Raw genomic sequence first — 22866 nt, forward strand, 5'->3', positions numbered from 1 at the left:
CTCCAAAAGACCACCTCAATATTTCAACAATATTTAATTTATTATTTATTTTATCATGAATAACGGATGTACACGTAATGCTTACTCGCTTAAATTTAAAAAATCATGTAAAATTTGCGAATTTTTCGCAACATCAATTTCCAGTACTTCCCCAGCATGTCGGTAGTTGTTAATTTTATACGTACCTTCTGCTGGAATCGTCATTTTTTCAACATTGATTTCCCCGCTTGAAACTGCCTTTAATGCGGTTTTCAGCTGGTCTTTATTTGTTAAATCCGTCGTAATATAACCTTGGGTAGCACCGATGAATTTTGGCAGGTTCGCAACATTTTTTGGTGATAAGAATTCATCTTTCAATGCTTCGATTACTTTTTGCTGACGTGCTACACGTCCAAAATCACCTTCAGCATCCCCACGGAAACGGGCATAGCCGAGCAGTTCTTTACCGTTTAAGTTTTGAAGACCCTTTTCAATCTCTACATAGATTAATCCACCCATCTTTTTTTCAACATCGATTTCGATACCGTTTGGAGCCAAAATATCAATCAATGTTTCAAAGCTTTTAAAATCAATCATTGCATAATGGTGGATCGGTATATCGAACATATTATTTAACGTTTCCTGAAGTAACGGTACCCCACCTAAATAATAGGCCGTATTCAGTTTATACGATTGATAACCGGGAATTTCCGCATAAATATCACGCATAAATGATACGAGCTTCATATCGTTCGTTTTATGGTTCCATGAAAGAACCATCATCGTATCGGAACGCGATTTTTCTTCACCTCGGGTATCTACACCTAAGATTAAATAATTTTCTATAGTCGGATGATTGTCATCTGGTTCAAAGCCTTCTACTTCGATTTTATTACCGCTTGCCAATTCCTTTCCCTTATTAAATTGGACATAGCTATATCCAATAGCACTAATAAGCAAAAGAAATACCACTACGAAAAGTAACCGGCCTTTGCGCATTTTTTTCTTTCGATAGCGGGTTTGACGCGTCTGTTCTTCCATTCCTACAACTTCCTTTCTATTTCTGTGAAGTTTAGACGATTTACATTAAATTTAGTTGCAAATTACTTATAGTATACCATTTTATGCACATTTTCTTCCTAATTAATGAAATGTCAGCATATCTTTTTTTCAATTTTTTGCTATAGAATATTATATGCGCTTACAGGAAGTTTAATAAATTGAATGTCATTCTTATCCATGGTAGAATACAGCATATTTAACTGCTTTAATTAAGGTTAAAGTTTAAGGTTGAATATGTTTTTACTGGTTAATGAGGAGTGATACAGAATGGAAAAGGCTACATTTGCAGGTGGTTGTTTTTGGTGTATGGTCAAACCTTTTGATCAATGGGAAGGCATCGAAAAAGTAACAAGCGGTTATATGGGTGGTCATGTGGAAAATCCTACATATGAAGATGTAAAACGTGGTGACTCTGGACATGTTGAAGTTGTCGAGATTGAATTTAATCCAGAGCTTTTCAGCTATGAAAAATTATTGGATATATATTGGATGCAAATTGATCCAACAGATGCTGGCGGTCAGTTCCAAGATCGCGGTGAGTCGTACAAAACAGTTATTTTTACGCATAGCGATGATCAATATAAGGCTGCACAGAAATCAAAGAAAGACTTGGCGGAAAGTGGACGTTTCAAAAAACCGATTGTCACTGAAATTCAACAGGCACAAACTTTTTGGCCAGCGGAAGACTACCATCAAGACTATTACAAAAAAGAAGAAGCACATTATCAGGAAGACCGGGCTAAATCAGGACGCGATGAGTTTATTGATGTTCACTGGAAGGAAAGTTAAAATTTCTGTATAAAAAGGAACGTACCACTCGAAATTTCGAGCGGTACGTTCTTTTTAAGTTAATTTTGATTGAATTAAATAAAAATTTCATTGAAAGCTTTATAAATAAATTTTTTGTAAATTGTCTCGGGAAAGTCTTCTACACCATTTTTGGCAAAAATGATATCACGTTTCGCGGCAACTTCATCTTTCTCATAGTAAGAAGCTAATGCCCGTACAGCAAAGAATTGATAATATTTGGCTAGATCAATGGGATGGTGTAAGTAGTCAGGAATGGTTAAAGCAGTACCGATTTGGAGTGCTTTCGAGTAGTTTTGTAATTTAAATTCCGCATACATCTCTTCACCGATGAAGATAGGATTTTTAAATAAAAATAAGTAATCCTGCAGTTTTGTTTTATAATGGTTAATTTCCGGAACGATTTGTGCGTATTTCTTTTCAACAATGTTCATATAATGCAGCTTGCTGTACAAATAACGTACAGATATCGCCGGATCGTCAGCAAACTCTGATAAAAGCATTAATTTTTCTATGTACTCTTTACATTTATTAATATCCTCATTTGCAATGGATTGAATAAACAACAAATGATAAAAGCGGTCCATACGATAAAATATTTGCTTCTTTTTTGCCATATTTAATGCCTTTTGTAAATAATGATCTGACATTCTAGTATTATCTACTGCCGAATAGGAAATCGTTAAATTATAGTATAAATCAAGGATTACCATCGGGTCCATCATCAGTTCATAAGGTTCAATCCGTTTTTCTCCTTGCTTTAATATAGCTAATGTTTCATTGTAATTACGCTGTTCAATCGCAGCCTGACATAAATAAAAATAACAGCGAAGCATTTGACTATATGCATGAATCTCTTCGTATTGATCGATAAACTTCCAATATTCATCAAGTGATTTGGCTTTGTTAATCGTACGGTTCATTAAAAAATAAACTTCTCTTAATCGAATTTGTTCATAGTTTGTACCTTGAATTTCCGATAAATAAGGTTCGATTTTTTCGATTATTTTAATCGTTAGTGATTGGAGTTCTTCTGGGTCGCGAATGAGCTTTCTACGCTCTACATCTTCTTCGATTGTGGTATACAAATTTCTAAGCATTGTGAGTGTCCCGTCATCTATCAGAAAATCGACATCGACATTTAATTGATTGGCAATAAAACGAAGGCTTTCCATTGAAGGTTGTGCTTTACCATTCTCAATTAAACTTAGCATACCTTTCGTTAAACGTTCCCCTACTACCTCTGTTTGAGTTAATTTCTTCTGTTTTCTCAGCTTTTTGATGCGTTCACCTAGTATATTCAATATTTCACCTACACTTCTTAACTGAATATTCTTATTAAACTATGAATACAGAATTTTTACAATATCTTAACTTAAAGTTTAATGATTTAAACGCCAAAATAGTTAAAAAAGAATGTACTGCACTTGGCAATACATTCCTTTAGTATAGTGAGATAGCAATTTCAATGAGTAAATTGAATTTGTTCGTTAAAAGTATTTTTCAGTTTAAAGATTATATCTTTAAAAATTTTTAGGAAAAGTTTAATTTTAAATAACATTAGCTTTGTTACTATTTAACAAACTATTATGAATTTGCAATAATCGCCTCAATAAAGGTTTTCCCGTACTTTTCCAGTTTACTTTCCCCAACACCGCTAACCTCTAAAAATTGAGTGCTGTTTTTAGGTTTTCGTACACACATATCTTTTAATGATTTATCCGAAAAAACAACAAATGGAGGCACTTTCTCATGGTCGGCAATTTCTTTCCGTATTTTACGAAGCACTTCAAATAGTGGATCATTAGGCTCGACGGTTGATTCGATAATCCGTGCTTCCTTACGTAATACCTTTTTTTGCCCAAGTAATACTTCTTTTCCCGAATCAGAAATGGATAACGTAGGGAACTGTCCATTATTTACAACAATCAGTTTTTCTGAAATTAAAAATTCGATGAAATTGGCGATTTCTTTCGCATTCATTGCCCGTAAAATGCCATATGTCGGCAACTTTTGGAAGTTGAATTCAAGCACTTTTTTGCTGCGCGACCCTGCTAATACTGAAGCTGTTAGCTGCTTCCCGAATTTTTGCCCCATTCTAACGATACAGGATAATACTTTTTGGGCATCAGTTGTCACATCCAGTTGCGGACGGTTATCTGTACAATTTGCACATCTGCCGCAATCTTGCCCTGCCTCGTCTCCAAAATATTCGATAATATAACTTTGTAGACAACGCTCTGTATGACAGTAATCAATCATGGCATGCAGCTTTTGCAGTTCAAAAGGAATACGGGAGCGATCTTGTGCCTGATCGATTAAAAAACGCTGCGTTTGTTCGTCGGAAGAGCTGTAAAGTAATATACACTCACTATCCAGTCCATCACGTCCTGCACGGCCTGCCTCCTGATAATAGCTTTCCATATTACGAGGCATATTATAATGAAGCACATAGCGCACATTTGTTTTGTTGATTCCCATTCCAAAAGCATTTGTTGCGACCATTATTTGAACTTCATCATTTAAAAAGCGATTTTGTTCATATGTACGATCTTCCTCGAACATCCCGCCATGGTATTTTCCTGCTGCAAATCCTGCTTTATTCAGCATTTCATAGACCGATTCCACCGATTTTCGAGTTGCCGCGTAAATAATACCCGCTTCATTTTCATTTGCCTTTACATATTTTTTTATATAGGCTTCTTTGTTTTCTCCAAGCAAAACAGAAAACGATAAATTTTCACGTGCAAACCCGGTAATGAATGTATTTTCCTTTTCAATGGAAAGAAGCTGTTGAATGTCGGCACTCACCTCTTCAGTAGCTGTTGCAGTCAATGCAATAACGGTTGGTTTCTTATCCCATAAATGTAGCAGTTGCTGAATTGAACGGTAACTTGGACGAAAATCATGCCCCCACTGTGATATACAATGGGCTTCATCAATGGCTAATAATGGTACATTTATTTGTGCTAGTTCATTGCAAAAGCGCTCATTTTCAAGTCGTTCCGGTGCAATGTACAGCAACTTAATTTTTCCGCTTTGCACCCCATACATAACATTTTGCACTTCTTCATAACTGAGCGAACTATTTATATAAGCCGCTGAAATTCCGCTGGATACAAGCATATCAACCTGGTCTTTCATAAGAGAAATCAGTGGTGAAATAACAAGTGTCGTTCCTTCTATACATAGTGCTGGAATCTGATAGCAAAGGGATTTACCGCCGCCTGTAGGCATAATAACAAGCGTATCGTTATTATTTAATACATTATCAATAATTTGAGTTTGACCAGGACGAAAAGAGTCATAACCAAAATTTGTTTTTAAATGTTGTAATGCTAGTGAAATCATAATCCCTCCTCAATAACTTCAATTTCTTTATTATACATGCAAATAAAAATTCGTAAAAGGGCTTCTAGTTAACATAATATATTTATAGTACTTTTAATAGTGTTGATGATTATAATAAAATCTTCAGTCCCCTTTTTCAATTGTTTTCGATAGATACAAAATAAAAACCTTTCTAATTAGGCAAACAAATTATTTGCATGATTTCCTTCTTTCCCTTATTTCTTATTGACTTCTTGGTTATTAAAATTTTACATATATAGTGTCGGATAATATGTATAATAAAAAAGAAATGCCGAATTGCAATTCCCATTTTCCAAATATGGCGCTAATGTAATTTTTACTTTTCGTATAGCCGTTTAAAACAAGATGATTTTCTTCCAACCCAAAGAACTGCATGTAAATTGCGCTAAACCATTTTCAACAGCAATTCCTTTGTCTTCATCTTTTACTAACCGTTAATTGGATAGCCTGCAGCTGATCTATTAAATATAAATGAAATGTAGATACTGTTTGTTTCTATTCCCTGCTTATTGAAAAAGTGAACTTTCGGTACCTTTACTTCCAATCGTTGCTCGCCTTTTAAAAATTTGCACCGATTACTTTAAAAATGCTGCTGTTATTGTACAAATGTGAGACGCACCGCACCTCTTTTTTTATCCCTCCTCCCCCTTTTTAAAATAATAGCCCCAATCTTTTCGCGCATCCTATACTTAATAACCTTTAACGGGTTCTTATATTTTGTGCAGCGCTTGTACCACATCATCCGAAGCGGGCTTAATAATTTCCGCATGCTTATGTTTTACCATAATTGTATTATGTAAACTAAATTTATTTCCTTGAATAAAAAAAGTGACTGAACGGATTCAGACACTTTTTCATTATACTGATTTCTTTCGCTTTTGCATCCCGATGATCGAAAATGACATAAAAGCGAATAATATGACGATAATCCATTTCGTAATGTAATGAGTACCGATCATATCATACAAAATACCAATGATAAGCGGGACGATCGAACGCATCTTAAAATCGCCCGATAATACTATTGAACTCCATTCATTCACTTCAGCCTTAGTTTTTTGCTTCAACCAATAAAAGCATTAAACCAATTGGGAATTATGCCTCGTTTCTCTTTTTACTATCAGGAAAGCAAAACCCATTAAAAATGTGTGACACGTAAATAATCACGTTTAGTGAGATTCATTTATTTCCGATACGCTGTTATTTAATTTAGCACTAAGACATGCTATAATAGAAACATTGTGTGCAAAAGAGAATTCTCTTTTTTAAGCAATCGAAAATACAACGAAACAATTCAAGGAGGTACTTGCATGATTCAAGTATCAGGTGTAGGTCTACGTTATGGTGACCGTAAATTATTTGACGATGTAAACATTAAATTCACACCAGGGAACTGTTATGGTCTAATTGGAGCAAACGGTGCTGGTAAATCGACATTCTTAAAAATTTTATCAGGTGATATCGAGGCACAAGAAGGCCACGTATCAATGGGTAAAGATGAACGTCTTTCAGTTTTAAAGCAAAACCATTTCGAATACGATGAATTCAACGTATTGGATACGGTTGTAATGGGTAACAAACGTCTTTGGGAAGTAAAAGCTGAAAAAGACGCAATCTACATGAAACCGGAAATGACAGACGAAGATGGTATGCGTGCTGCTGAACTTGAAGGCGAATTTGCCGACATGAACGGCTGGGAAGCAGAATCTGATGCTGCCACTCTTTTAAATGGTCTAGGTATCGGTGACGATATGCACTACATGATGATGGCTGACTTAGAAGGTTCTGACAAAGTAAAAGTTTTACTAGCACAAGCGTTATTCGGTAAGCCGGACGTTTTACTACTGGATGAGCCTACGAACCACTTGGACTTAAAAGCGATTAAATGGCTGGAAGAGTTTTTAATTAACTTTGAAAACACAGTAATCGTTGTATCCCATGACCGTCACTTCTTAAATAAAGTATGTACACATATCGCAGACTTAGACTTTGGTAAAATTCAGCTTTATGTTGGTAACTACGATTTCTGGTATGAGTCAAGTCAATTAGCGCAAAAAATGATGGCAGACCAAAACAAGAAAAAAGAAGAGAAAATTAAAGAATTAAAAGAATTCGTTGCACGATTCTCTGCAAACGCATCGAAATCTTCTCAAGCAACATCTCGTAAAAAAATGCTTGATAAGATTGAGCTGGATGACATCCGTCCTTCAAGCCGTAAGTACCCGTTCATCAACTTCCAAACTGGTCGTGAAATCGGGAATGACGTATTAACAGTTGATGGATTAACAGCTTCACAAGATGGCGAAACATTATTCAAAGACATCCGCTTCTCAATGAACAAAGAAGATAAAATTATCCTTTTAGGTTCACCAAATGCAAAATCTGCATTTATGGATATTTTAATGGGTCGTAAACAAGCAGATGCCGGTACGTATAAATGGGGTGTCACAACATCTCAAAGCTACTTCGAAATGGATCATGACCAATACTTTGGCGGTAACGAAAAGTCATTAGTTGAATGGTTACGCCCTTATTCTCCGGAAGATGAAACTGAATCGTTCTTACGTGGTTTCTTAGGCCGTATGCTATTCTCTGGTGAAGAAGTGAAGAAATCTCCTGCTGTACTTTCAGGTGGAGAGAAAGTTCGCTGTATGCTTTCAAAAATGATGCTTTCAAACTCGAATGTATTATTATTAGATGAGCCAACAAACCACTTGGATCTTGAATCAATTCAAGCATTGAATGAAGGCTTAATCCGCTTTAAAGGTGCGATGATCTTTACATCACATGACCACCAGTTCATTCAAACAATTGCAAACCGCGTAATCGAAATCCGTGAAGACGGTTCTATTTTAGATAAACCATTAACATATGATGAGTATCTAGAGTGGAAAGATGCACAAGGCTTAAGCTAATGAACGAAAAAGAGAAGGAGGCAGTTATTCTGCACTCCTTCTTTTTATTTATTCGATAATCGTATTTTTGTAAATATCGAGTATGTCATGCAATTGTTTTTTCTTTGTTTCATCAGCCTTTAATTGATCCAGTTTGTCAATATATTGTGTAATCGAATAACGGGAAAGAACCGGTAAATCAAACGTTTTGACAAGCAAATCAAATACTATTTGCTGTTCATCAGACAAATAAAGTTTGGAACTATTAGTAAAAGCATATTGCCCTTTTTTATTTATACCTATTTGAGGTGCATATTCCGGTAAAGAAAATGATAAATCAGGCTGTGGCTCAAGTGGCTCCACAATTTCCTCATCATCCATCGACCACATTTTCTCAAATTTATCTTCCCATGTAAAATCTGCAGCCATTCTGTAGCGCGCTTCGATCCAGCCTTTGTTGTACCGGCCATTATGGTCAAGACCTAAATTTTGCTCTCTCATTAGCTGCAACAAGAGTTTATATTCCTCCATCACTAATAAGTAATCATCTATATATGTAGATAATGGAATATCAAATGTCTTCAATAAATCATCCATATACTTTTTAAAATAAGGATTTTCCATTTGCTCAATTAGCGTCTTTTCAAGCTTTATTCGCGCATTTGAACGTGCTGCTTCATCTATTTCGGATTCGAAATCCTGCTTCAAGTAATTAAATAAACCATACATCGCACCTACTTCTTCATTTGCAATTCGGTAAGCATAGGATTTATTAGGAATGTCTTCTGCACGGTAATAATATTCATGCTCAACCAGCTGTAAAGTAATGTCTTGATGCTTCCGCAATTTGCTGACGTTGTATGAAGGGATTTTGCTGAACTGATAATTTACCACTTCACCAAGATCCATGTCTATACTCCGCTCCACTACTTTAAATAATTCCAGTAACTCATCCGCAACCGGCGCATTTTCATTTCCCGATGCCGCTTCTTGCTGTAACGCATTTTCATAATGTTTGAAATTATACCGCGCCAACTCCTTGAGATTATTCCTTTCTCCAACTTCGTGAATTATATGGCTCTGTTCATCTGTAATCATCATCGTATTAAACTCTTTTGAAGCAAGAATAATTTCCCCATCCTGATTTTTAGCAAACTTAAATAAATTCCGCTCAACTGTAAAAGGCAAATCGATATCCTTACTGGAAGGCTCGATATGAATGAATTCACTTTCTGCTAAATATTCCTGGTAATCAAAGGTTATACCCATCTTTTCTTTATAAATCTTCTCCTGATCTTCAGTTGGATAGCTAAGTTGGTCCAGTTCCATATCAACACTTAAAGAAGCATATTCGTTATTAACGAGTAAATATTCCTCTATATATTCCTGTTTACTAATTTGAAGATCTTGGAACATCTTTTCAAAATAGCTCTTTAATATTGGATCCTGTAAATCATATGTAAGCTGCTTATCTAAAGTTTCCCGCTGGAATTGACGCTTTTCAGCACTTAATGTAATATTTTGCTGCTGTAAAAAATCGATAAGTGCATATTTAGATATCGCTTCATTTAATGCAGAAGATTTTACAGCTTCTTTTGAACGTATATTCTCGTCTCGGTAGAAAAGCTCATACTGACTAATTTTTAAATACGTATCGCTTATCCGTCTGAAGTTATTTTGACTATCTGCAAATGCGTTCACTTGTTCATCGTATTCCTTATTTTGTTTCTGCACATATAACAAAGAAAACAAACCAGCCAATACTAAAATAATAATGATTCCCCATTTTAATGTCCTGTTTTTATTCGTAATTGAAGTATGTACTTTTCGTATTGGTATCGCAACCTTCCTTATATATTACCTAAATTATATCATTATATGTAAATATATGTAATAATAAAGAAAAAGCTGCGTAAATTGATACGCAGCTTCGGAATTTGTACTATTATAGTTTGATTACATTCGATGCTTGTGGTCCACGGTTGCCATCAACAACTTCGAACTCAACTTTTTGTCCTTCTTCCAATGTTTTGAAACCTTCACCTTGAATTGCAGAGAAGTGCACGAATACATCGTCTTCCCCTTCTAATTCAATGAAGCCAAAACCTTTTTCTGAGTTAAACCATTTTACTGTACCTTGTTTCATCAATAAATACCTCCAAAAATAAAAGTTAACAATTAAAAAACCAAATAAAAAAACACATATTACAAGAGTACCGATCAACTAACTCGATTACTGTTTGTAATATGTGAAGCCATTGTATTCGGTCATCTTTCAATTGTTAAATATAGTATATATATCATAATAATGACTGTCAATTACCATTTGGCAAATTAAGCAAATTTTCAATTTAATGTAGTTATCGTGTAATCGCTTCTGGCGTTAGTACAATAATGCCATGATATATTTGGGCATCATCATCACAGGCTTCACAAAATTCACATTCATCCTCTGACCAAAATGCATAAAATCGTTCATTTTTATGTGCTTCAAACTCATATTTGTTACGAAACTGAGCAAGCAAATGATTCAATGCCATTTGGAATTGCTGCTCTGTATCAAATTGTTTCGTTGATACAATATACTCTTCCCAACCGTCAAATTGCCACCAAGGCTCATAATCTGCCTTCATATAAATAATTTTATACATATACATTATCCTTTCTTTCTCTATATTTTATACACAATTACCCGCATTGTCTAATAATGCTCATTATAATTAGGGGAAGATTGGAAATGATAATATTTGTTCCGCTTTTCAAATCTTTTTACTTTTTAATAGAGCCAAAACTTGTTACGATTAATAAAAAGCCGCCATAATAAGTTCAGGTAATATATGTGGCTTAAAATAATAATTCCGCTAATATTTCTGCGATATTGTAAGAAACAGTGAAACTTTTTTACGTTTCATACGTATCAATAGTATCGAGTAAAGGAGGTATGACAATGCTTGGTCCTATAAATTTTCTAACACGCCATCTAATTAATGTATTGGTTTTTTCGACAGCTGCCACACTAACGTTTGTTAATTTTACCGGCATAACAACGATGCTGGCATTACCTCTTGGAGCAGCAGCATATTTCATCAGTAATAAAATAACATACGCTATTCAGAAAACAACACAAAGTAAAAAAATTGGGCTTTCTAAATCGGAATACAATTTAATCGAAGCACAATTAAAACAGGCCCGTTCACATATTCAGGCATTAAATCAGCAATATGTCAGAGTGCGTTCGGTACGTGCTTTTAAGCAAATAAATGAAATGTCCAAACTAGCAAAACGTATTATCAATATTGTGCAAACAAACCCTCAAAAGTTTTATGCAGTGGAAGATTTCTTCTATGCACATCTACCTTCAGCCGTACAGCTGTCTGATAAATACACGTTACTGACAAAGGAACAAGTACCTGGTACGGATGTACATTTAGCATTGGAAGATACACGCAGAACGCTGAAAGATCTTCAAATTACAATGGAATCGGATTTAAAAAGTGCCTTATCTTCGGATATCGAAAACTTAAAAATTGAACTCGACTTTGCTAAATTGTCGAATGAAAAGCGTAAAGATCGATTAAAAATCGGCGGTGAGTAACAAATGAATATGACAAATAATCCATTTGATGCCTTTACAGCAAGTGAAAATGTTGACTTGCAAGTAAGTAAAGAACAATTTGCGGTGAACGTTGCAAACAATGCAGCCTCACCGCTTTTCGCATCATTATCTAATGATATGAAACAACGGGCACTGCAATTAGCCCAAAATTTAGAGCCGAAAAATTACGAAACGGTTCTTTCATTTGGTTTACCAGCACAAGAAGCATTGAAAAAATTTACAACACAGATGCTGCAGTATATTCAGCGCAAAGATGTCCGGAAAGTCGGTGAAGTATTATCCGATTTAATGCAGCATTTAGAAATGATTGACCCGGATGCATTAATCGAACAGGAAAAAGGGTTCTTTGCAAAACTCTTCAGCCGACCGACTCAGTCTATTCAAGAGATTATGACCCATTACAACAAATTGAGTAAACGCATCGACCGCTTGAGCATCCAATTGGAATATAACCAAAATGCGTTATTAAACGATTACCAGTTTTTAAATAAACTATATGCAATAAATGAAGACTATTTCCAGGAAATTAATGTTTATATCGCAACATTGGAAATAAAAAAACAGCATATGCGGGATGTTGTCCTACCTTCAATGCAAAAAGAAATTGTAGAAGGACAAAATCCTTTTAAACAGCATGAATTGAAAGACATTGAAATGCAAATCGAGTGGATTGACCGCCGTATGTATGATCTGGAACTATCGCGGGAAGTGGCAATTCAATATGCACCGCAAATTCGAATGATTCAGCAGACGAATCAAATGTTAATCGAAAAAATTCAAAGTTCGATTATGACGACTATCCCTTTATGGCAGTCCCAAATTGCGATGTTATTAAATATGAACAATCAGCGTCGTGCAATACGGTCTCAGGAACGGCTAATGGATGCTTCAGAACAATTGATGCGTAAAAACGGTAAAATGCTGGAACTGTCCAAAAAAGCGTCGAATCGCCCTGCATTATCCCATAGTGATATTGACCGGTTTAAACAGACCCAGATGCAATTATTGCACGATATTGAAGATACATTACGTGTTCATGTAGAGACAGACGAAAAGCGCCATGAAATCGAGCATACAATATTAGAACAGAAATAAAAAAGGAGTGTGAAAAGCCATTATGACTTTTCTCACTCCCTTTTTATTTTTAAGCGAAGTAGTCTTTGTAAAATCCGCCAACTTCACCCGTGTTGTCGATTACAAAAATGAATTCTTCTGTTTCGTTTTTCACTTCATATTCTTTACCTACTGTTAATACGTTTGATACTAAATATTTTGATGCGTCTGTATGTACACACTTTACTGTGCGTATTGTCGGTGCATCTTTCCATTTTAAATGTAGCATGTTGTTCCCTCACTTTTAACTAATATCGATACTCTCCTATTTTATATGATTTTCCTGCCAGTGGAAAGCGCGTTGTAGTAAAAATCAACTTTTCTTGTTTGTTATATAAATACATAGGCACCGAACACATTAAAAATTGATTTAATTTATCGCTGTTTCCGGTATTTGATAGAACTACTATTCCATGTTAAACTTTCAAACAGAGGTGGAATTTATGGCTTTTGGTAGTATTCCAATGTGGTTTTTCGCAATTGTAATTGCTTTTGCAATTGTATTTATTTTAATAAGCGAATGGAACTCACGAAAATAAGCTCGCATTTGACTGCGAGCTTTTTACTATTACCGTAATGTTCGTTTCAAAAACTCTTTTGTCCGGTCGTGTTTTGGGTTAACAAGCAACTGTTCCGGAGGGCCTTCCTCTACGATAACCCCTTTATCCATGAAGACAATGCGGTCAGATACTTCCTTGGCAAACTCCATTTCATGTGTAACGATCAGCATTGTATTTCCTTGGTCTGCCAGGTGGCGCATTACCTTTAATACTTCCCCTACCATTTCAGGGTCAAGCGCTGATGTCGGTTCATCAAACAGCATTACATCGGGATCCATTGCTAATGCACGGGCGATTGCGACACGTTGTTTCTGTCCACCGGATAAATGTTTCGGTTTCGCATTTTTATAGGCACTCATACCGACAAGCTCCAAATATCTCATCGCATTTTTTTCTGCTTCCTCTTTTGGACGCTTCAACACTTTCATTTGGCCAACAATACAGTTATTTAGTACATCCAAATTATTGAATAAATTGAACTGCTGAAATACCATCCCTAAATGTGTACGGTACTTTTCAATTTGATGACCGTCATTTAAAATATTTTCCCCGTTATAGATAATTTCACCTGCTGTTGGTGTTTCGAGTAGATTAATGCAGCGTAACAGTGTTGATTTCCCAGAACCAGAAGAACCGATTAAAGTTACAACTTCCCCTTTGTTTACCTGGAAATTCACATCTTTCAATACTTCATGATCGCCGAATTTTTTATTTAAATGGTTAATATCTATTACAACTGTCATTTTATTCACCATCCTTTTCTAGCTTGTTGCCGGTAATAAGCTCCACTTTATATGAAGAAGGTCCGTCCATTTTCTTCTCGAATAATAGTAAGAAACGAGTTACAGTAAATGTCATAATAAAGTACAAAATCGTTGCGATAAAGAACGCTTCGATATATTTATAGTTACTGCCTGCAATCGAGTTTGCCGTAAAGAATAGTTCCACAACCGAAATAACACTTAATACTGAAGAATCTTTAATGTTCATTACGAACTGATTCCCTGTTGCAGGTAAAATATTTCGTGCGACTTGCGGCAGGACAATATGAATCATTGTTTGCAGGTGATTCATGCCAATCGCCTGTGCTGCCTCAAATTGCCCTTTATCAATCGAAACAATACCGCCACGTACATATTCAGCCATATATGCTCCCGTATTTAAACTAATAACAACAGAAGCTGCTAAAAAGCGGTCAATATCAATGCCTAAGTATACGAGGCCATAAAACACCACCATCGCTTGAACCATCATTGGCGTTCCCCTGAAAATTTCCACATATGACGTTAATATGAAATTAAGTACTTTTAAAACTATTGATTTTACATTCTTTTTACGTTGTGGAATCGTATGCATAATCCCGATAAAAAATCCAATCAGAGTTCCGCAAATTGTCCCGATAATTGCCAATAGAAGTGCAGTCCAAGCACCACGTACGAATAAATCCCAGTTGTTCGTAAACAAGTTCCATGATGATTCTAAAAATGCCATCGCCTTGTCCTCCATTTCTTTCTTTGTTTCTACTATTTATGTATGAAACCATAATTTTAATAGAAAAAGGTTGTCTTCCGTTTGCCGGCAAGACAACCTCATCAAAACTGTTAATGCGACACGATTATTGTGCTGCTGGTTGATTTGCAATTGCGTCTTCCATTAGTTGTTGACGCTCTTCTTCCGAAATTTCAGCTAAAACTTTGTTAATTTGTTCACGTAAATCTGATCCCTTTTTCAAACCTACTGCTACAGCTGTTGACGCTTCGTCTGCTTCGAAGTTTGGCTCAGGTACGATGTATTTAATATTATTCAGTGCCATTTCAGCAGAGATACCTTCTGGACGTTCTGAAACATATCCATCAATCGCACCTGACTGTAATTGCACTCGCATTGCACCAAAATCAGTTGCCGCTACTTGTTTTTGAACACCTTCGATTTGGTCGATTACATCATAATGTGTTGTCGATTGCTGACCTGTAATTTTTGCACCTGCAAAGTCAGGTAACGAAGTTGCATTTGCATATGGACCGTCTTCTTTTACAACAATGACATAGTCACTTGTGTAATAGTTCTCTGTGAAATCAATCACTTCCTTACGTTCAGGCATTGGTGACATACCTGCAATTACCAGATCAATGGCACCTGATTGTAATGATGGAATTAAGCCATCCCAGTCTGTTTTAACAATTTGTAATTCCATGTCCAGACCTTCTGCAATTTTTTTCGCAATTTCCACATCATAGCCTGCTGCAAATTCCTTTGAACTTGCAATTTGAACTCCGCCATTAGCATCATCTTTTTGTGACCAGTTAAAAGGGGCATACGCCGCTTCCATACCAATTTTAATAACTTTCTTGTCTGAATCAGAACCGCTTGTAGTACCTTCATCGCTTGAACCACACGCTGCTAATAATAGCATTGTCATGGCAGTCAATAAAATTAATAGTCTTTTTTTCATAGAAAATCTCTCCTTTTTTGTTAAATTTCGGGGTTCACATATACAAAAAACGACCTAAAAGAAGAACTTTAGGTCGTTTAAATTATAATTAGCCCGAATCCTCTACAGTTCCCATTTTGAGATAGCACAACTCAACCATCAGGGATATAGATGATTGAGACAGTTCTGCAATTGTTCACTGCAGACCCAGCATTGTAAAATTGAGCATTTACAACACTTCGGCGATATTTCCTTCTCTTATATTTCACAGCCAGCTCATGGCTCCATATAAAACTGTTAAGTATCGCGCCTCTACCTCACGAGAATGTGAGGTTTTGATATGAAATTGATATGTTTATATTACATTATTGCGACATTTCCGTCAACAATCATTTTTCTGAAAGTTATCTGTAAAAAAAGCTAATGCGCAATATATAACATATTGCGCATTAGCATATAAGATACTATTAAGAATTTAATAATAAATCTTCTGGATTTTCGATCATTTCTTTAACTGTTTTTAAGAAGCCAACAGAATCTTTACCATCGATGATACGGTGGTCATAAGATAATGCTACATACATCATTGGACGAATTTGAACTTCACCATTAACAGCTACTGGACGGTTTACGATTGAGTGCATACCTAAAATACCAGCTTGAGTACCGTTCATGATCGGTGTAGACATTAATGAACCGAATACACCACCGTTAGTGATTGTGAATGATCCGCCAGCCATGTCGTTTAAGCCTAATTTTTTGTCGCGTGCTTTACCAGCTAATTCCGCAATGTTTTTCTCGATTTCAGCAAAGTTTTTCGCATTTGCATCACGAACTACTGGTACTACTAAACCTTCTTCTGTTGATACAGCAATACCGATATCGAAGAAGTTGTTTAAGTGAATTTCATCACCGTTAATTTGTGCATTTACATATGGATATTTCTTTAATGCTGCTACTACAGCTTTTGTGAAGAATGACATGAAGCCTAATTTAATATCGTTAGCTTTCACGAACTCATCTTGTTTACGCTTACGTAATGCCATAATGTTCGTCATATCAATTTCATTGAAAGTAGTTAACATTGCAGTTGATTGTTTAACTTCTAATAAACGTTTTGCAATTGTTTGACGACGACGGCTCATTTTTTCAACTGTTACACGGTCTGTATCAGCTGCTGGTGTAAAGATCATTGGACCATTGCCTGCTGCTGGAGCTGGAGCTGCTGCTGGAGTCGCAGGAGCTGTACCATGTGCTGCAACGTCTTGAACACGTACACGACCTTGTGGATCAACTGGTGAAATTGCTGCTAAGTCGATACCTTTTTCACGAGCTAATTTACGTGCTGCTGGTGAAGCGATTACACGCTCACCTGAAGTTTCTTCAACTGCAACTGGTGCTGGTGCTGCTGCTTTAGGAGCTTCTTCTTTTGCTGGAGCTGCTGCTGGAGCTTCTTCTTTTGCAGCTGGTGCTGGTGCTGCGCCTTCGCCTGCTTCAACTACTGCGATTACTTGTCCAACTAATACAGTATCGCCTTCTTCAGCTAAAATTTGTTTTAAAACGCCTGCTTCTTCAGAGATAATTTCAGCATTAACTTTATCAGTTTCTAACTCAACGATGAATTCGCCTTTTTCTACGCGATCTCCAACTTTTTTCACCCATTGGGCAATTGTTCCTTCAGTAATTGATTCTGCTAATTCAGGGACTTTAATTTCAGCCACGTTCATATCCTCCTTTAATTACGCTACACATTCATTGTATAGCAAGCCACTTCTATTTTAAATAGAAGCAGCTCTTTTTAAACAAATCATTTATTACTTTTCAAGTGCTTCGTTCACTAATTTAGCTTGTGCTGCTTTATGTGAATCGCCATCGCCTTCAGAAGTAGAGCTCATTGCAGGACGTCCTACATAGCGTACTTTTTTGCCTTCAGCGATATCATATAATGTTTCAAGAACATATGTCCATGAACCTTGGTTTTTTGGTTCTTCTTGTACCCAAACGATTTCTTTAACATTCGGGAAGCGAGCAATAATATCTTTCACTTGTTGTGCAGGGAATGGGTAAATTTGTTCCACACGAATAATGTGTAAGTGATCAAGCCCTTCGCCATCTTTCACACGTTCTGCTAAATCGATCATTACTTTACCTGTACCAAGTACTACTTTTTCAACCGCTTCTGTGTTTTTGCCTAAACCTTCTTGCTCGATTACTTCCTGGAAGCGACCATTTGCAAGTTGTTCAGCAGTAGCTGCAGCAAGTGGATGACGTAAAAGTGATTTTGGAGAAACCACTACTAATGGACGTACACCTTCTGTACCTAATAAAGCAGCTTGACGGCGTAATAAGTGGTAGTAGTTGCCTGCATTTGAACAGTTTGCTACGAACCAGTTATTTTCTGCAGATAATTGCAGGAATCGTTCCATACGGCTTGATGAGTGCTCTGGACCTTGACCTTCATAACCATGTGGTAAAAGAAGTACGAATCCAGATTTTTGACCCCATTTAGCGCGGGCACTTGAGATGAAGTTATCAAACATTACTTGCGCCATGTTTGCAAAGTCACCGAATTGTGCTTCCCATACAGTTAGTACATTCTGGTTTTCTAAATTGTACCCATATTCAAAACCTACTACTCCTGCTTCTGTAAGTGGTGAGTTGTAAACTGTGAATGAAGCCTTTGCACCTTCAATATGATGTAATGGTGTAAATTCAGCACCGTTATTTTTATCATGTAATACTAAGTGACGTTGAGAGAACGTACCACGCTGTGCATCCTGACCAGTGAAACGAACCGGTGTGCCATCTTGCGTAATTGTTGCATATGCTAATGTTTCAGCATGACCCCAGTCAATTTTACCTTCAGTAAACGCATCACGACGTTTTGCTAAAATTTTCCCTAACTTGTTTTGCGGCTCAAAACCATCTGCAAAGACAAGTAAATCTTCATTTACTTTAGCTAAACGCTCAGCATCTACTTTAGTATCGATTTCAGGGAATTCGATTTTTAGTTCTTCCGGCATATTAGGCGTTACATGCTCGTCTTTTTCTGCCATTTCTTTAACATGATCATACGCAGCTTGCATTTCCGCATAAATAGCCGTATCTATAGCTTTTACTTCATCAGCAGATAAAATGCCGGCTTCTGCTAGTTCAGCACCATACAATGCACGAATCGGTTCATGTTTTGATACTAATTTATATGTTTCAGGGTTTGTTACTGTCGGATCATCCGTTTCATTATGACCGTAACGGCGGTAACCGATTAAATCGATAACGATATCCTTTTTAAATTTGGCACGGTATTCCGCTACAAAGCGACCAACAGCTGCCACTGTTTCAGGGCTGTCAGCATTTACATGAATAACCGGAATATCATAGCCTTTTGCAGGGTCAGATGAATAAATAGATGAACGTGAATCATGTAACTCAGTCGTGAAACCGATCATGTTGTTCGCGATAATCTGAACTGTACCACCTGTTGTAAATCCTTCTGTTTGAGAGAAGTTGAATCCTTCTGTTACAATCCCTTGACCAGCGAATGCCGCGTCACCATGTAAAATGATACCGAATGCATTTGATGGATCATGTTTAGCTGTTCCTGCTGAAGATACATCATCTTGAGCTGCACGAACAGAACCGATTACAAGCGGGTTCCCTACTTCTAAGTGTGATGGGTTATAGGCTAATTTAACGTTCAATCCAGAATCATGAGTGTAAGATGCACCCATATGGTATTTAACGTCTCCAGTCCAGCCTTTTGTAATTTCTAATTTACCATCTTCAGGGAAGAATAGATCATTTGAAACATGGGCGAAATCAGAGAACATCATATCGTATGGTTTGTTTAATACGTGTGTTAATACGTTTAAACGTCCACGGTGGGCCATACCAATTCGAACATTTTTTACACCTTTAGTTTCAGATGATTTAATAATTTCATCTAAAAGGATGATTTGTGTGTCTAAACCTTCTCCAGAGAAACGTTTTTGACCAACAAATGTTTTATGAATGAATTTTTCAAAGTTTTCAATGCGTGTTAATCGCTCTAAAACTGCTTTCTTTTCTTCAGGTGATAACGTTGCTTTAAACGCTCCGCCTTCAACTTGAGCTTCGATCCAAGCACGTTCTTCCGGATTTTGTAAATGTGCAACTTCTACACCTATTTTATCTGTATATACAGATTTTAAATAATCAATTGCTTCCTTACCGTTTGTAACACCTGCAGGAACATTTGCAAAAAATACTGATGCAGGAATAGCTTGAAGATCAGCCGCTGTTAAATTGAATACGCTTTCTTCAATGCGTGAAGTGTCTAATTGACGATTTTTTAGTGGGTATAAATCTGCTGCTAAATGGCCGTATTCACGAATTGATTCTGCCAATTTAACTGCTGCTAATACTTTTTTGTAGTCTCCAGTACCTGTTACTGCTGCAGTTGCAACCGGTTGTTGACCATCTGCAAATACAGGACCACCGTATGCTTGGAATAATTCTACTAGTTCCGGTTCTACTTCTTCAGGAGATTGCAGGAATAAGTCATATTGCTCTAATACATAACCTAAGTTAGGACCAGAAAACGCTGACCATGGAGAACCTGCAGGTAATACATTGTTCGACATGAAAATAACCTCCAAATTTTGCCTTATGGCTGTTCCAATAATTTACTTAAAAAAGGATAATATTGTATATTACAATACAAAAATTTCCTTCTTTTGTAAGTAGATAAATTAAGTATTCTCTTTTTATCTACCAAATCAAAGCAAATAATATTTTATCATTCTTCCACACGGACTAAAAGCACATTTATAAACGTCGGAAGAACATTTTTTCCATCTCAATCTTACTACTCTTCACAAAAAATACAACTCTTTTTATCAAATTAAGCAATTTTTTTCGTGAACTATTGAAATAGTAATTAGATTGACTAAAATTATTCATTTTTTAAGAAGTTTTAGGTAAAAAAAGGTACCTTTCTGCAATTTACTTTCTACATCAATTTCCACTTCATATTTATCTGCAAGCATTTTTGTAATACTCAATCCAAGTCCAGTACCTGCAACTTTGTTTGTACGTGATGCATCCACCCGGTAAAACCGGTCGAAAATATGCGGTAAATGCTGTTCTGAGATACCGATCCCATTGTCTTCTAACGTAACTAAGATTGACGATTGTGAATCATTATAATTGATATTCACATTAAGATTCGGAACATTGCTATTATATCGTATACTATTACTCAAAATATTTCTAAAGATTTGCGCTAGGGCATGCTCAGTAATGGAGGCTGCCGATTTTTCGCCAGTAACTGTCAGGTGAAATTCAGCGGCAGGATACAGCTGCAATAATTCTTCTTTTACTTGTTCGTATACTTGTTCTATATCAGCATAAGCATGTTCATCCGCTTGCTCCCTGCGTGCCAATTGTAACAGTTCTTCAATCATTTTTCTCATACGTGCAATTTCAGTAATAGAAGTATTTAATGATTCTTCCATTACTTCCGGTTCATCTTTACCCCAACGTTTGATTAATGATAAATGGCCTTCAATTACTTGAATCGGTGTTCGCAGTTCATGCGAGGCGTCTGCAACAAATTGCTGTTGCTTTGTAAATGAAATTTCAAGTTCATTCATTAATGTACGGTACATATGAAGTAAATCGCCAATCTCATCTTTTGCCGCATAATCAAATTTAGGCTGTGCAGTAAAACCGTTTTTTCTGACAAAGCTCATTGCGTCCCGTAACTGGACAAGCGGTTTCATTAACATATTTGCCAAGTAGTAGCTGATCATAACCGAAAATAAAATGGCACCAAAACCAATAATAAAAATCGTCGTCAAAATATAATTCATCATCGATTGAAATGCGGCCAACGGATGAATTAATTGCATAATCCCTTGAAATTGTCCGATTTGAACGACTCGGTGGATGACATAGCTTTCGGATCCTGCAATCGTCTGTTTTTCGATCATCGTCGAAAAATAATTTTGATTTTGTGGCAGCTGTGCAGCCGGTGCCGCATCATTAATTCGCATTACTTCAATACCATCCAGATTAAATACGCGTACCGTTTGTTCCTGATTTAAAATGGCTTTCATCAAAGCCGTGTTATTCTGCAGTGCCTGTACTGTAACAGTGTTGCCCTGCGATTCAAAATAGGTTGTCATATCATCGACCGTCCGCAATGCATTTTTCTCTTCATTATGAATAAGCCAGGTTTGCAAAGCGATATACAGTACGACAGATATTAGGGCATAGCTTACAAAGATCGTTACACCTACCGCAAGCATCCACTTTGATTTTAAAGAAAGGTTCAAAAGTTTGTTTTTCATCATCCTCACCCGCGCATCACATAGCCAACCCCACGTACAGTTTCAATGTACGGAGTATGTTCTGTTTGCAGTTTTGTACGCAAATGGCGAATATATACATCGACTACATTAGTTTCTACCTCAGTATCAAATCCCCAAACCTCTTCTAAAATACGCTCCCGTGTACATACAAGGTTTCTGTTTTCCACAAGTAATTTCAATAAATCAAATTCTTTTCTTGTAAGTTCGATTTTATTGTTTTCAAATATTACTTCATAAGCATTGACGTCGATTTCCAACTCCCTTAAAATGAGTTGTTTAGATTTTTGGGCAGGCTGCACTCTCCTTAAGATTGAACGGATCCGTGCCAATAATTCTTCTATCGCAAAAGGCTTCACGACATAATCATCTGCTCCCGCATCCAATCCTGAAACGCGGTCCATTACTTCATCTCGTGCTGTAATAAGGAGAATCGGTACATTGCTTGTTTTACGTATTCTTCTACATACTTCAATCCCGTTTAATTGCGGCAGCATTACATCGAGCAAAATACAGTCGAATTGTTCACTTTCAGCCAATTCCAGACCAGTTCTCCCATCATATGCAACAACCGTTTCAAATTGCTCGTGCTTAAGCTCCAGTTCAAGGAAACGTGCTATATTTTTTTCGTCTTCGATTATTAAAATCTTCTTTTTCATCAGCTTCCCTCTCTATCAGCAAT

19 protein-coding genes and 1 riboswitch are annotated in these 22866 nt (G+C 36.5%); of the genes, 4 read left to right on the forward strand and 15 right to left on the reverse strand.

From position 1 onward, the window contains the following. Positions 1–81: 81 nt before the first annotated feature. Positions 82–1020, reverse strand: a complete 939-nt coding sequence (locus MHB58_RS09645; protein WP_008407242.1) for an LCP family protein — start codon at positions 1018–1020, stop codon at positions 82–84. 288 nt (positions 1021–1308) lie between these two features. Here MHB58_RS09645 and msrA point away from each other — a divergent pair, with 288 nt between their 5' ends. Then, on the forward strand, positions 1309–1830 hold the full coding sequence (gene msrA / locus MHB58_RS09650; RefSeq protein WP_008407243.1) for a peptide-methionine (S)-S-oxide reductase MsrA: 522 nt from the start codon (positions 1309–1311) through the stop codon (positions 1828–1830). Positions 1831–1904: 74 nt separating this feature from the next. Here msrA and MHB58_RS09655 read toward each other — a convergent pair whose 3' ends face one another. The 3 genes from MHB58_RS09655 to MHB58_RS09665 form a co-directional block, all read right to left on the reverse strand. Further along, positions 1905–3152: a helix-turn-helix domain-containing protein gene (locus MHB58_RS09655; protein WP_008407244.1), complete on the reverse strand. Its 1248-nt coding sequence runs from the start codon at positions 3150–3152 to the stop codon at positions 1905–1907. 283 nt (positions 3153–3435) lie between these two features. Continuing rightward, entirely contained in the window at positions 3436–5199 is a 1764-nt protein-coding gene (gene recQ / locus MHB58_RS09660) for a DNA helicase RecQ (protein WP_065215943.1), read from the reverse strand. Positions 5200–6077: 878 nt separating this feature from the next. Further along, positions 6078–6221, reverse strand: a complete 144-nt coding sequence (locus MHB58_RS09665) for a hypothetical protein (protein ID WP_156732600.1) — start codon at positions 6219–6221, stop codon at positions 6078–6080. Between the two features lie 309 nt (positions 6222–6530). On the opposite strand from MHB58_RS09665, the gene MHB58_RS09670 reads away from it, so the two are divergent. Next, on the forward strand, positions 6531–8135 hold the full coding sequence (locus MHB58_RS09670; protein ID WP_340735108.1) for an ABC-F family ATP-binding cassette domain-containing protein: 1605 nt from the start codon (positions 6531–6533) through the stop codon (positions 8133–8135). 48 nt (positions 8136–8183) lie between these two features. Here the strand turns inward: MHB58_RS09670 and MHB58_RS09675 are convergent, their stop codons facing one another. From MHB58_RS09675 to MHB58_RS09685, 3 genes are all read right to left on the reverse strand, one after another. Next, positions 8184–9848, reverse strand: coding sequence for a hypothetical protein (locus tag MHB58_RS09675; protein ID WP_340735898.1), 1665 nt, complete (start codon positions 9846–9848; stop codon positions 8184–8186). 211 nt (positions 9849–10059) lie between these two features. Further along, positions 10060–10260, reverse strand: a complete 201-nt coding sequence (locus MHB58_RS09680) for a cold-shock protein (protein WP_008407248.1) — start codon at positions 10258–10260, stop codon at positions 10060–10062. Positions 10261–10474: 214 nt separating this feature from the next. Further along, positions 10475–10765 (reverse strand): DUF1033 family protein, encoded by a 291-nt coding sequence (locus MHB58_RS09685; protein ID WP_008407249.1) that lies wholly within the window; start codon positions 10763–10765, stop codon positions 10475–10477. Between the two features lie 296 nt (positions 10766–11061). Between MHB58_RS09685 and MHB58_RS09690 the strand changes: the two genes are divergently transcribed. Both MHB58_RS09690 and MHB58_RS09695 read left to right on the forward strand, forming a co-directional pair. Further along, complete coding sequence (locus tag MHB58_RS09690; RefSeq protein WP_008407250.1) at positions 11062–11709, forward strand: 5-bromo-4-chloroindolyl phosphate hydrolysis family protein; 648 nt, start codon at positions 11062–11064, stop codon at positions 11707–11709. 3 nt (positions 11710–11712) lie between these two features. Beyond that, positions 11713–12825, forward strand: a complete 1113-nt coding sequence (locus tag MHB58_RS09695; RefSeq protein ID WP_340735109.1) for a toxic anion resistance protein — start codon at positions 11713–11715, stop codon at positions 12823–12825. Between the two features lie 49 nt (positions 12826–12874). Here MHB58_RS09695 and MHB58_RS09700 read toward each other — a convergent pair whose 3' ends face one another. The 8 genes from MHB58_RS09700 to MHB58_RS09735 form a co-directional block, all read right to left on the reverse strand. Beyond that, positions 12875–13072, reverse strand: coding sequence for a DUF6501 family protein (locus tag MHB58_RS09700; RefSeq protein ID WP_008407253.1), 198 nt, complete (start codon positions 13070–13072; stop codon positions 12875–12877). Positions 13073–13411: 339 nt separating this feature from the next. Continuing rightward, complete coding sequence (locus MHB58_RS09705) at positions 13412–14146, reverse strand: amino acid ABC transporter ATP-binding protein (protein WP_340735110.1); 735 nt, start codon at positions 14144–14146, stop codon at positions 13412–13414. 1 nt (position 14147) lies between these two features. Next, positions 14148–14894, reverse strand: coding sequence for an amino acid ABC transporter permease (locus MHB58_RS09710; RefSeq protein ID WP_065215940.1), 747 nt, complete (start codon positions 14892–14894; stop codon positions 14148–14150). A gap of 124 nt (positions 14895–15018) precedes the next feature. Then, positions 15019–15855, reverse strand: coding sequence for a transporter substrate-binding domain-containing protein (locus tag MHB58_RS09715; protein WP_008407259.1), 837 nt, complete (start codon positions 15853–15855; stop codon positions 15019–15021). A 114-nt stretch (positions 15856–15969) separates the two neighbouring features. Beyond that, a riboswitch (Lysine riboswitch) is annotated at positions 15970–16157 on the reverse strand. Between the two features lie 144 nt (positions 16158–16301). After that, positions 16302–17555: a 2-oxoglutarate dehydrogenase complex dihydrolipoyllysine-residue succinyltransferase gene (gene odhB, locus MHB58_RS09720; protein WP_340735111.1), complete on the reverse strand. Its 1254-nt coding sequence runs from the start codon at positions 17553–17555 to the stop codon at positions 16302–16304. 93 nt (positions 17556–17648) lie between these two features. Next, the gene (locus tag MHB58_RS09725; protein WP_065215939.1) at positions 17649–20456 is read right to left on the reverse strand and encodes a 2-oxoglutarate dehydrogenase E1 component; all 2808 of its coding nucleotides are present in this window, start codon (positions 20454–20456) and stop codon (positions 17649–17651) included. Positions 20457–20771: 315 nt separating this feature from the next. After that, on the reverse strand, positions 20772–22166 hold the full coding sequence (locus MHB58_RS09730; RefSeq protein WP_014823824.1) for a HAMP domain-containing sensor histidine kinase: 1395 nt from the start codon (positions 22164–22166) through the stop codon (positions 20772–20774). A gap of 5 nt (positions 22167–22171) precedes the next feature. Continuing rightward, on the reverse strand, positions 22172–22843 hold the full coding sequence (locus tag MHB58_RS09735; protein ID WP_340735112.1) for a response regulator transcription factor: 672 nt from the start codon (positions 22841–22843) through the stop codon (positions 22172–22174). Positions 22844–22866: the final 23 nt, after the last annotated feature.

Origin of the sequence: Solibacillus sp. FSL K6-1554, from assembly GCF_038005185.1 — a bacterium.
Lineage (GTDB): Bacteria > Bacillota > Bacilli > Bacillales_A > Planococcaceae > Solibacillus > Solibacillus silvestris.